A 12,110-nucleotide genomic window follows, 5' to 3' on the forward strand; every position below is an offset into this window, starting at 1 on the left:
TCACACCTTGAGCCTGAGCAGTGCTCAACCCTGCGGCAAGAGCGGCACTGAGCATCCAGACGATACCTTTTTTCGACATTTTTTCCCCTTTCCTTTCCATCCAAGCCAGCAAAACAGACCACTTTCGCAGTCAGGCAAATTGTGTTTTGGGCTAATCCCACTTTATGAATCATTACTTGGGAAATCAAACCAAAAGAATCGCAATTTCAGGATTAACTTTTGCAGATTTTGCGGCTAAACATGCTATACTTTTGACAGAATCAGCAAAAGTTTGGTGTATCGGGAGGGAAGATTGGTGTATACCCTGGAGTGGAATCGCAGAAACAGTATGAAGCTCTCGGACGAAGAACAAAAAGTTTTACAGACCGTGCTCTGGTATGGTCCGCTGAGCAAGCAGCAACTTGCCTGGCACACCCACCTTTCCAGAAGCAAAGTGGGGCAGGTCCTTGAAGACCTCGCCTCCGGGGGCTGGATTGTGGACATCGGGCAGCAGGAGTCCAGTGGGGGCCGCAAGGCCAACCTCTACTCCCTGAATGCCGGACTGGGGTACCTGATTGGCATTGATCTGGGGGTCAGTGAAGTCAAGATTGCCCTGACCGACACGGCCCTCAATGTGATCGGCATTCACACGCATCCCATCGAGACCCGGGCTGGCGCCGGAGTGGTGATGGCGACTGTGGCCCGCCTGATCGATGACCTCCTGAAGCAGCACGACATCAAACCCGAACGCCTGATGAGCCTCGCCATGGGGGTCCCAAGTCCCATCGAAAGGGGCACCGGGCTGCTGGTCAGTCCACCCGTGATGCCCAACTGGGAAGGCTTTTCCATCCAGGAGTACTTCGTGCACCGTCTGGCCGTCCCGGTGCCGGTTTACGTGGACAACGACACCAACCTGATGGCCCTCGGAGAACTGTGGAACGCCCGCCGCAACAATGAGGGAGAAAAATTCGACAGCTTCATGGTGCTGAAACTCTCCACCGGAATCGGGGCAGGCATCGTGATTGCCGGGAACATCTACCGGGGTGCTTTTGGTGGGGCAGGCGAAATCGGGCACATTCCCCTTGATCCCGAAGGACCACGCTGCAACTGCGGACAGACCGGATGCCTGGAGGTGATGGCCGGAGCCCGGGCCATTCTGCGCTCTGCCACCGAAGCAGGACAGCGCGGACAGAGCGAATTTTTCGCCCAGGTCTTGAGGGAACGGGACCACGTCACCGTGACCGACGTTTCACAGGCCGCGAGTGAGGGGGACAGCGCAGCAAATGCCATCATCCAGGCCGCAGGTCTGAAAATCGGGCAGGTGCTCGCTGGATTGACCAACGTGCTGTGTCCTTCTCACATCCTGATCGGTGGAGAGCTTGCCCATATTGGTCCTTTGATGCTGGCCGGAATTCGCCAGAGCGTTTACGGACGGGCCATGCCCCTCGCCACCCGCAAGCTCATTGTGGATTACACCCGTCTGGGCGACCATGCAGGCCTGATGGGCAGCCTGGCTTTTGCCCTGCTCTCCTACCTCGGTCAGGAGTGAATCAGTCCGGGTGGGGTGCAATCCCCACATGCAGCACGTAAGCCTCTCCCTCCCCACTTTCACCAAGCACCGAGACCTCCTGCAGGATGTCCATCATGCGCTGCTGAAAAAGCCTGGCCTGGGCATGGGACATGTGGGCGGTGATCCAGCCACTGAACAGAGCCGGGCGACTGGCATCTGACATGAAGAGGTCATCATCCTGTCTGTGCAGGGTGGTGAAGTGGTAGCGGATGGCCCCGGTGTCCTCTCTGGACAGCAGGATGCCCCACTGCTGCTCCTGGGTTTCCCGAACCCTGGCAATCCCCTGCAGCAAGCGGTCATGCTGTGGACGTTCCTGTTCCCGCAGCATCTCCTCGTAGGTGCCTGCGCGGGTCATCCGGAAAGGCACAAAAAATTCCTCTGCAGTGGCCCGGTAATGCTTGATGGGGCGTCCCCGACGCTGCTCAATGCGTGTGATTTCCACCAGACCCAGGGCCAGCATGCGCTCCAGCCAGTAAAACAGGCCACTCATGCTGATCTGCAGGGTTTCGGCAGCGTCTTTCAGGGAGCATTCCTGGCCCAGAAAAGGCTCGATGTACCTTGCCGATCCGGGCTGCGTGAGGAACGCTGCTGCCTCGGGATCACGGACCTCCCTGCGTGACTTGTTCAAAACCACAGATTCCATTTGAAGTAGCATAACCTCCAGACTGGGTTCATGGAAACCCTCACCCGCAACACCCTGCACAAAACCACCCGGCAGGACCTCCTCTCCAGACTGGCCGATGCATTCAGAGACACCTACGTGTACCCCGAAACCGGCCTCCTGCTGCACGACACCCTCCAGATGTGGCGCGAGGAGGAAACCCCTGAAGATCAGGACACTGCTGCGTGGTGCAAAGGGCTGACCCGCAGGTTGAGGGCACTGGTCCCGGACCTGCACCTGAACGTGTTCCCCCGGACGGTGGAAGAAACACGCGGGCAGGCCGTGCATCAGGGGGTACAGAAATTCGAGTACCTGGCTGGAAATGTCGCTTATGTGGATCTGCGGGGCTTCTTTGAGCCCGAAAGTGCCGTCCCCATGCTTGACGCCGTGATGACCCTGGCAAGGCCCGCAAAAGGGCTGATCATTGACCTGCGCAAAAACGGTGGGGGTAGTGGAGAAACCGTGGCCTACCTGTGCAGCCACCTGCTTGCTGCCCGCACCCACCTGCAATCCTTCACCGAAAGGGGCAGCGACTTCAAGCGCCAGAGCTGGACCCTGCCCTACCTCCCCCACCGGGACACCGAGAAACCCGTGGTGGTCCTGATCAGCAAACACACCGGATCTGCTGCAGAGGAATTCGCCTACAACCTCAAAGCCCTGAAACGCGCCACCCTGATCGGAGAAACCACCGCCGGAGCAGCCCACACCGTCAACATCATCTCCCTTAATGATGAAGTGGGCGCATTCATCCCCACCGGGCACCCCATCAGCCCTTACACCGAAGGCCACTGGGAAGGGGTGGGCGTGACGCCCGACATCGAAGTGAAAAGCGAAGAGGCCCTTGAGAAAGCCCTCGAACACCTGCAGAGCCTTCCCTGATCACACCCTCCTGAGGGGTTCGGTCAGGCAAGTTCCCTGCAGCTTCTCCAGCAATTCAAAAAACACCCCATCGAACAGTGGATTCGTCCAGGCCGGAGACTGCACCAGCAGTACGGCCTGGACCTGCTGTGGATCGGGAAGTGGGCCACCCCGTTCCAGATGGATGCGCTCCCGCTCCTCTGCTGAAAAATGGGGCTCCACTTCCTGCCAGGTGCGCTCCAGATCAAACCCCTCCGTCACCCGCACATCCTCGTGCCACGCTGGATAAATGCAGGTGTAATCCAGAATTTTCCCCCTCCTGATGCCCAGGCCTGCCCAGTTTCCAGGACGCACCTGCTCCGGGTCCCCACTCAGGGAGAAGAGATCATGATGCGAATCCACATTGACCACCCTGCCCGCCTCAAACCTGGCAAGCCATTCCCAGGCACTGTCATGGCTGAGGGCCGCAAAGACAGGTTTCCCGGAGTACTGCAGCAGCTCAAGCGGATCACCATACAGCGGAAAATCCTGCTGCAACACCTCCAGCCCTCCTCCACGCTTGCGGGCCAGATCCCACCACCGCTCTGCACGGTGGTACTCCAGATCAGGGGTACCCCAGAAAGGGCTGTCAAACACATGCTCAACCATTCCGGCGTAATGGTCCCAGTCGATGCTCAGCAAAACAGGTGAAGCCCGTTTGGTGTTCACAGTTTACAGTTCACAGTTTACGGGCCTGAATTTCAATCCCCGCTTGCTGTTTCATCCGGGATGTGCTGACGGCTGATGGCTGACCGCTGATCGCTGTAAAATACTCCCATTATGCCGCTCAAACCCGTACACCGTGGATGGGACCCGAGGCACTGGGTCTCCCTCTCCCCTTTTGGCATCGGGCACGTGAAGCCCAACAATTTTTATGAGGTGTTCCGTGCATTTTCCGAGAACCGGGACCAGCTGAATTACGCCTACAAGATCCTCAATGAGGGGGTGTGTGACGGGTGCGCCCTGGGAACCACCGGGATGCGGGACTGGACCATCAAGGGCATTCACCTGTGCAACATCCGCCTGAGGCTCCTGAGGCTGAACACCATGCCTGCCCTGAATCCCGAGGTGCTGCAGGACATCTCGAAACTCAGTCAGAAGAGCTCTGCGGACCTGCGGGAACTTGGGCGCATTCCATTTCCCTTGCTCAGGCGCAAGGGGGACAACCATTTTTCCAGAATCAGCTGGGAAGACGCTCTGGAGCACATCAGTGTGCGGATTCGCTCAACAGAACCAGAGAAACTGGGCGTGTACGTCACCAGTCGCGGCATTCCCAACGAGACCTACTATGTGGTGCAGAAGGCCGTGCGGGCGATGGGCAGCAACAACATCGACAATGCAGCACGCATCTGTCATTCGCCCAGCACGGTGGCCCTGAAGGAAGCCATCGGGGTGGGGGCAACCACCTGCAGCTACAAGGACATGATCGGGACGGATGTGATTGTTTTTGTGGGCTCCAACCCTGCAGTGAACCAGCCCGTGATGATGAAGTACCTGTACTACGCCAAGAAAGCCGGCACGAAGATCATCATGGTGAACCCCTACCGCGAGCCCGCGATGGACAAATACTGGATTCCGAGCGATCCAGAGAGTGCCCTCTTCGGAACCCGCGTGACCGACACCTTCTACCAGGTGCTCCCTGGAGGAGACATCGCCTTCCTGAGTGGCACTTTGAGGCACATCATCGAGCACAACTGGCTGGACAATGCTTTCATTCAGGACCACACCACCGGGTTTGAAGAGGTGAAACAACGGGTCCTGTCCACCCCCTGGGAGGACTTCGAGAAAAGCAGTGGCCTGACCCGCACCGACATGCTGGAATTTGCCCTTTCGCTCTTCAAGGCGCAGCGTGGCATTCTGGTGTGGAGCATGGGCGTCACCCAGAACACCCGGGGTGAAGACACCGTGCATGCAGTGGTCAATCTGGCCCTCTCCAGAGGCTTCCTGGGACAGGAGGGCAGCGGCCTGATGCCCATCCGGGGTCACTCCGGCGTGCAGGGAGGTGCAGAGATGGGAGCTTATGCCAATGTTTTGCCTGGCGGCATCCCGGCAACCTCCGAAAACCTGGCTTCCCTCAGTGAGAAATGGCACTTTGAGGTGCCTGTATCTTCTGGCCTCAATGCCCCCGAGATGCTGGAGCAGGGCATGGATGTGCTGTGGAGCATCGGAGGCAACTTTCTGGAGGTGCTTCCCGATCCTGAAGGGGTGAGGGCACTTCTCAGCAAGGTGCCACTGCGCATCCATCAGGACATCTTCCTGACCTCCCAGATGCTGGTGGAGGGAGATGAGGTGCTGATTCTTCCAGCCACCACCCGCTATGAGATCCCCGGAGGGGTCACCGAGACGTCCACCGAACGCCGGGTGATTTTCAGTCCGGAAATCGAAGGGCCCCGCATCGAGGAGGCCCGCTGGGAAGGCCGGGTGTTTCTGGATGTCGCAAAACAGGTGCGGCCTGAACTTGCAGAACAGCTGACCTACACCCACATGGGAGCCCTCCGGGAAGAAATTGCCCGGGTGATCCCCATGTACAGCGGCATCGAAAACCTCAGGTCCAGAGGGGACGCCTTCCAGTACGGCGGAAGCATGCTGTGCAGAGGGGGAAGCTGCCCCACCCCGGATGGCAAGGCCCACTTCAAGGCCATTGGGCTCCCAGAACGCAACCTCCCTGAAGGGGCGTTCTCGCTGGTGACCCGCAGGGGGAAGCAGTTCAACAGCATGGTGCACGAGCACATCGACCCGGTGAACAAGGCCCCCAGAGAGGCCATCTTCATCAGCCATCTGGACGCCGAACAGCTTGGCCTGAAAAAAGGCGACCCGGTGCGGGTGCACAACACGCATGGCGAAATGCTGGGCACCGTTTTCCCCTGCGACCTGAAGCGGGGAAGCCTGCAGGTGCACTGGCCCGAAGGCAATGTGCTGCTTGATCCCAGCAAGCATTCGCCAAAAGCCCGCATTCCTGCCTACAAGGAGTCCTTTGCCTTCCTCGAAAAGCGTGCGTGAAGTTCAGGTTCGGTCCTACACCGGTCAGCAGGTCAGCAAAACCGATCTGCTGACGGTGGAAGAACCCCTGGAAATCCAGCTGTGTTTCGAAGATCAGGTGCGCACGGTGGCCATCACCATGCGCACACCAGGGCAGGATGTGGAACTTGCAGCAGGATTTCTGTTCAGTGAAGGCCTCCTTTCAGGGCCAGAGCAGATCCTCAGGATCGAGCATTTCACCCCATCAGGCGCAATTCCCACCGAGAACACCCTGCGGGTCACCCTCAGCACCCCTCTTCCAGATTTCTCGGGTCTGGAGCGGCACTTTTTCACCAGCAGTGCCTGTGGTGTGTGCGGACGGAACAGTTTTGAAAACCTGGGGCTGCGCACAGGACCCGTGCTCTCTGAGGTGCAGTTCACCCCTGAGCAGATTCTGGCTCTGCTGCCCCAGATGCGACAGGCCCAGACCACTTTCAGGCTCACTGGAGGCATCCATGCCAGTGCCCTTTTTGATCCGCAGGGAAAGCTGCTGGACCTCATGGAAGATGTGGGCAGGCACAACGCCCTGGACAAACTGCTGGGCAAACCCTTTCTGGCAGGTCGGCTTCCAGCCCACGATCACCTGCTGCTGACCAGCAGCAGGTTGAGTTTCGAACTGGTGCAGAAAACCATCACCGCTGGAATCCCTGTGCTGTGCGGCCTTTCCGCCCCCAGCAGTCTTGCCGTCGAGCTGGCAGAAGCCTTCAACGTCACATTGATTGGGTTTCTCAGGGAAGGCAGTTTCAATGTGTATTCGGGCTTTGATCGGCTGGAAGAGGTTTAACCCTCATACACCGGAAGCTGAACCACCGCCGTGGTCCCTTTGCCGAGTTCACTTTCCAGCCAGATTTTGCCTTTGTGGCTTTCCACAATCCATTTGGCAATCGGGAGACCCAGTCCGGTTCCTCCAGGGTCTTCTCCACGGGTTCTGGAACGGTCCGCACGGAAAAAACGCTCGAAGACACGGGGTAGGTCCTCTTCGGAGATGCCGTATCCCGTGTCCATCACGCGCATCTCGGCGCACTTTTCCTGTCTGCTCAGGGAAACCGAGACCGTTCCTCCCTCCGGGGTGTACTTGAGGGCGTTTTCCAGCAGGATCAAGAGGAGTTGTTTCAGGCGGTCCTGGTCCCCCATGATCTGCAGGGGTTCCACTTCTCCGAGCAGCATGTGGTGGAATGGCACCACCCGGCTGAGGTCACGCCACACATCCACAATCACCTGATCGAGTTGCACTTCCTCTTCCCGCAGGGTGGCTCCGCTGTCCCCTCTGGCGAGTTGCAGCATGTCATTGACCAGTCGTCCCAGGCGGTTGGATTCGCGCTGCACGTCACCCAGAATGTCCAGTTTCTCATCGTCTGGAATGTTGGGGTAGCGCATGAAAATGTCGATGTTCCCCTGAATGGCCGTCAGAGGGGTGCGCAGTTCGTGGGCGGCATCGGCAATGAAGCGCTTCTGGGCCTCACTGAGCTCCCGCAGGCGTTTTTCGCTGTCCCGCAGCGCAGTCTCGGCCTGAATGCGGGCGGTGATGTCCAGAATGACTCCGGTGATTCGGTAGGCCATGCCTTCGGGGGTGTAGTCGTAACGGCCCCGGGACATCAGCCAGCGTTCCTGCCCCTCCTGGGTCCTCACCCGGAAGGATTTCTCGAAAGGCTGCTGGTTGTCTCTGGAGTGGGCCAGGGCCTCACCCACTCCTTCCACGTCCTCGGGATGAACCAGCCTGTTGAACCCCTCAATGCGTCCATTGAAGTCTTCCAGGGTGGTGCCCATCAGGAAGGCGGTCTGCTCGTCCCACAGGACCTGACTGGAAATCAGGTCCCATTCCCAGACGCCCACCTCTGCGGCCTGCAACGCCTCAGCCATGCGCTGCTGCAACTCCTGGCTGAGGGTCTGCGCGGCTTCCAGACCATGCTCGGCACGGATCATCCGGGAGAGTTCCGCCATGCGTTCCAGAGGGGTCAGGAACTGTGATCCTTCGCGGGTCACCTCCCGGGCGGTCAGCAGGATTCTGTGGTTCTGGAACACCTGCCAGGAGAGGTCCACAATCAGGGCGGACTGGTCCTGGCGCACAAAGACATATTCCCTGCCTCCAGCGAAGCAGGGCTGTCTGGAAAAAGCTTCCCTCAAAACACTTTCTTCAATCACGCAGAGGTCCAGCAGGGTCAGGGTCTTCCACTGGCCCTCGGTGTATCCATAAGCCCGGATTGCGGCCTGATTGGCCGCCAGGATCTTCAGGGACACGGCATCGACCAGCCACATGCCCAAAGGGTGGTGCTGAAACAGGGTGTCAAATGAAAATTCCGGCAAGCTGTCAATCATGGTGGGGTCAAACATTCTGGCCTTCTCTGCAAGATGGAATGGGGCTCGGAAAGGACATGTGCTTCTGATGCAAGTCTAACCAGCAAAACTGGAATGGAGCTGAAGAAACTTCATGTCTTTTTCATTTTGCGAACAACAGAGACAGGTAAAAAAACACTTTCTGATACGGGAATTCCCAGGGTTGCCACTCGCTGGCAAATCCGTCCCATTCATTTTTCGCCAGAAGCCGGGCAGTCTCAGGCGTGAAAGTTCTGACGCTTCTTGCAACGGGTCCAGAGGAAGCATTCCATGCAAAAGCCCTCCCCTGCAAGAGGAGGGCCTGGCACCTGAAAGCTCAGGGCACCATATGACGAACCATCTCCCGGGCATAGCGGATGCAGTCAGGAATCCCGACCCCTCCATAGCTGCTGCCAATCAGTCTGATGGTGTCTGGCAGGCTGTTCTGGATGTTTTTCACCCGCTCGATGTGTCCAACTTTGTACATCGGGTTGTTCTCCAGCCAGTTGTAAACCCGCCAGAACAGCGGGTTTCCCTGGATGCCCAGAATGGGACGCAGGGCATTCAGGCCCATCTCTGCGATTTCAGGGCTGTGCATCTCTGGGATGTGTGGGTTGCGGTGGCCTCCCAGGTAAGCCCGGATGAGCACCTGTTTTTCTGGCGCACGGCCTTCAAATTTGCTGGAGTGGATGGTGCCTGCCAGCAGTGGAGTCGGCTCTGTCCCAGAGACGATGAACCCATATGTGGACACATCAAATTCGATCTGGTCCCGGTTGAAACCAAACACAGCCACAGCGGAACTGTTGGTTTCCAGTTCATTCATCAATTCTGCCGTTTCAGGGAAGTTCTCTTGCAAGAAGGCTTTGCTGGTGGCTGCGGGGGTCGCAAGGATCACCTGACTGGCCTCAATGACCTCACCCTCTTCCAGGTAGACCCGATGCTCCCGGTCCACCTTCACCACGTTTCCACCCAGGCGGATGTGCTCGTGGAGTTCGGTGTAGAGGCGCTCGATCAGGCTGCCCATGCCGTTTTTCAGGGAGTAGAAGATGGGCTTTGTCTGGGGGTTTTTGCGGTTGTTTTCCCGCACACCCCTGATCACGCTGCCGTACTCCTGCTCCATTTTCAGGTATTGCGGAAACGCTGCCTGCATGCTGAGTTTCTCGGGGTTGGAAACGTAGATTCCGCCCAGCATGGGTTCTGCAATGGTGGTGGTCGCTTCAGGCCCAAACCTGCGGGTGATGAAGGAGGCCAGACTCTCGTCTCCCCCACCCTGTCTGGGAGGAATGAATTGCTCCTCCAGCAGGCGCTTCTTGCCTTCTTCGGAGAGCAGGTTGGAGGCCAGAAACTCTTCATCGTCGAGGGGGGCAATCAGCTTGAAGCTCGGGGGAATGCGGTTGAGTTTCCCTTCCCTGAGCAAATACGTTTTTTTGTTCTCTGGCAGGGTGGTGATCAGGTCGTCTTCCATCCCGAGTTCGCGGGCAAGCTGTTCTGCATGAGGCTTCTGGGTGATGAAGGCATCTGCGGCCCCCTCAATCAGAAAACCCCGAAAGCGGGCCGTGGTGATCTTGCCTCCAAGACGACCTGATTCTTCCAGCAGCACAAAAGGAATGCCCTTTTGAAAAAGCTCCCAGGCGGCGGAGAGACCTGCAATCCCTCCGCCCACAATCACCACGGGTTTCATCCCAGCAGCCCTTTTGCCTTTTCCTCAATCAGTTCCGCAAGGGTTTCCATGTAGAGGGGATCGGTGTTGAGGCTCGGGGGACGCACCAGGGTCATGCCCATCTCTTTTGCAGCCGCCTGTGCCTTGATGTCGATGTCGTACAGGATTTCCACGTGGTCACTGACAAAGCCAATCACCACGCTGACCACGTTCTTGACCCCTTTTTCGTGCAGGGCCACCACATGGTCTTCAAGTTGTGGTCCGAGCCAGGGTTCAGGGCTGCGGCCTGCAGACTGGTAGGACCAGCTCCACTGGTCTTCTTTCAGGCCTGCCCCCTCTGCAATCAGACGGGCACTTTCAAAAAGCTGGTCCTGATACGGGTCACCCATCTTGATGATGCGCTCTGGGAGGCTGTGGGCACTGAGGACCACATGCACGTCTTCTCCCTCGGGGAACTGGGCAATGCCCTGTTTCACCCGATTGACCATCGCCTGAATGTATTTGGGATGGTTGTGGTAGCTGTCGATGAACTCGAAGTCGATGTGCCCGTGAAACATGTCCAGCCCGGCCTTGACCTTCTGGTGGTACTTGGCCACAGAAAGGCTGCTGTAATGGGGGGCCAGCACGATGGCAACGGCTTTTTTGATGCCTTCATCCAGCATGTCCCGCACGGTTTCCTCGATCCACGGTGCCCAGTGGCGCATCCCCAGGTAAGCTTTGTATTTCACTCCGTTTTTGTTGAGGAGCTCGGTGGCTTTTGCAGCCTGCTCTTTTGTGATGCCCAGCAGAGGACTTTTCCCACCGATGGAGGCATAGTTGTGGGTGATTTCTTCAAGCACTTCGCTGTTGGTGGTGCGGCCATGACGGATGTCGCTCAGGTATCCCGGCAGGTCTTCGAGGGACTCAGGACCACCGTAAGCCATGAAAAGCACACCAATGGTTTCTGTGGTCATACCAGGGCCCCCGTCTGGGTTTTCTCGTGCACAAAGTCAGCGAGCCTTGCAACGTTGTCCACCGGGGTTCCGGGCAGAATTCCGTGCCCCAGGTTGAAAACGTGACCGGGGCGGCCTGCGGCCTCCTGCAGCACACGCTCGGCCTGGAAGGACAGTTCACGCCAGGGGGCTTTCAGGAGCAGGGGATCGAGGTTCCCCTGAATGGCCTGATCGGGTTGCAGTTGCGCCCAGGCGTCTCCGAGGGAAATGCGCCAGTCCACGCCCACCACGTCGCTGCCCATGCTGGCAATCTGGGTCAGCATGGTGGAGGTTCCGGTGGCAAAGTAGATCACGGGCACGCCCGATTTCTTGGCGTTCTGGATCACGTTTTTGGTGTAGGGGTACACAAAGCGCAGGTAGTCGGAGGGGCTCAGGGCACCTGCCCAGGAGTCAAAGATCTGCAGGGCGCTTGCCCCTGCTTTCGCCTGTTCCTGCAGGTAATCCGACAGAATCACCTCGAACTTGGTCATCAGGCGCTTCCAGGCGGCAGGTTCTGAGTACATCAGGCCCTTGGTGCGCTCGTAGTTCTTGCTGCCGCCCCCTTCAATGGCGTAGCTCGCCAGGGTGAAGGGACTGCCCACGAAACCAATCAGGGGAATGCCTCTGGGGGTCAGTTCTGCACTGATCTGCTCGATGGCCTTGAAGGTGTAACCCAGGGTTTCTCTGGTGGGAGGGGTGGCCAGACGGTCCACATCTTTGACCGAGGTGATGGGGTTGTGAATCACGGGTCCCACACCGCCCTGGAAATCCAGGCTGAGACCCATGCCGATCAGGGGCGGCAGGATGTCATTGAAAAGAATCGCAGCATCCAGGTTGAAGGCATTGATGGGCTGCAGGGTGATCTCGGTGGCGATGTCCGGGTCCTGGATGGCCCCAAGCATGGTGGTTTTGGCGCGCAATTCACGGTATTCGGGCATGTAGCGGCCTGCCTGGCGCATGAACCAGACGGGCGTGGCGTCCGTGGCTTCCCGGCGGAGTGCCTTCAAGAAGCGGCTGTTTTTCAGGTTGTTTGACATGGGG

The 12,110-nt window shown here is 58.2% G+C and carries 10 protein-coding genes; 4 read left to right on the forward strand and 6 right to left on the reverse strand.

Going from position 1 to position 12,110, the window contains the following annotated elements; all coding sequences use genetic code 11:
• Window positions 1-328 precede the first annotated feature (328 nt).
• Window positions 329-1,528, forward strand: coding sequence for an ROK family protein (locus DC3_RS25560; protein WP_146890372.1), 1,200 nt, complete (start codon window positions 329-331; stop codon window positions 1,526-1,528).
• A 1-nt stretch (window position 1,529) separates the two neighbouring features.
• Here DC3_RS25560 and DC3_RS25565 read toward each other — a convergent pair whose 3' ends face one another.
• Window positions 1,530-2,192 (reverse strand): hypothetical protein, encoded by a 663-nt coding sequence (locus DC3_RS25565; protein WP_146890374.1) that lies wholly within the window; start codon window positions 2,190-2,192, stop codon window positions 1,530-1,532.
• A 30-nt stretch (window positions 2,193-2,222) separates the two neighbouring features.
• Here DC3_RS25565 and DC3_RS25570 point away from each other — a divergent pair, with 30 nt between their 5' ends.
• Window positions 2,223-3,089: a S41 family peptidase gene (locus tag DC3_RS25570; protein ID WP_146890377.1), complete on the forward strand. Its 867-nt coding sequence runs from the start codon at window positions 2,223-2,225 to the stop codon at window positions 3,087-3,089.
• Here DC3_RS25570 and DC3_RS25575 read toward each other — a convergent pair whose 3' ends face one another.
• Window positions 3,090-3,776 (reverse strand): arginase, encoded by a 687-nt coding sequence (locus tag DC3_RS25575; protein WP_246130814.1) that lies wholly within the window; start codon window positions 3,774-3,776, stop codon window positions 3,090-3,092.
• Between the two features lie 111 nt (window positions 3,777-3,887).
• Between DC3_RS25575 and DC3_RS25580 the strand changes: the two genes are divergently transcribed.
• Complete coding sequence (locus DC3_RS25580; protein WP_146890380.1) at window positions 3,888-6,107, forward strand: FdhF/YdeP family oxidoreductase; 2,220 nt, start codon at window positions 3,888-3,890, stop codon at window positions 6,105-6,107.
• Window positions 6,082-6,909, forward strand: coding sequence for a formate dehydrogenase accessory sulfurtransferase FdhD (gene fdhD, locus DC3_RS25585; RefSeq protein ID WP_222594834.1), 828 nt, complete (start codon window positions 6,082-6,084; stop codon window positions 6,907-6,909). Before DC3_RS25580 ends, fdhD begins: the two co-directional genes overlap by 26 nt.
• Here fdhD and DC3_RS25590 read toward each other — a convergent pair.
• The 4 genes from DC3_RS25590 to hemE form a co-directional block, all read right to left on the reverse strand.
• Complete coding sequence (locus DC3_RS25590; protein ID WP_146890385.1) at window positions 6,906-8,456, reverse strand: PAS domain-containing sensor histidine kinase; 1,551 nt, start codon at window positions 8,454-8,456, stop codon at window positions 6,906-6,908. The genes fdhD and DC3_RS25590 overlap by 4 nt on opposite strands.
• Window positions 8,457-8,775: 319 nt before the next feature.
• Window positions 8,776-10,119: a protoporphyrinogen oxidase gene (gene hemG / locus DC3_RS25595; protein WP_146890387.1), complete on the reverse strand. Its 1,344-nt coding sequence runs from the start codon at window positions 10,117-10,119 to the stop codon at window positions 8,776-8,778.
• Window positions 10,116-11,051 carry a ferrochelatase gene (hemH, locus tag DC3_RS25600; protein WP_146890391.1) on the reverse strand — a complete coding sequence of 312 codons (936 nt, stop codon included), beginning with the start codon at window positions 11,049-11,051 and terminating at the stop codon, window positions 10,116-10,118. The genes hemG and hemH overlap by 4 nt, the downstream gene beginning before the upstream one ends.
• Complete coding sequence (hemE, locus tag DC3_RS25605) at window positions 11,048-12,106, reverse strand: uroporphyrinogen decarboxylase (protein ID WP_146890394.1); 1,059 nt, start codon at window positions 12,104-12,106, stop codon at window positions 11,048-11,050. The genes hemH and hemE overlap by 4 nt, the downstream gene beginning before the upstream one ends.
• Between the last annotated feature and the right edge of the window lie 4 nt (window positions 12,107-12,110).

The sequence above is a fragment of the Deinococcus cellulosilyticus NBRC 106333 = KACC 11606 genome, assembly GCF_007990775.1.
In the GTDB taxonomy this organism is placed as follows: Bacteria; Deinococcota; Deinococci; order Deinococcales; family Deinococcaceae; genus Deinococcus_C; species Deinococcus_C cellulosilyticus.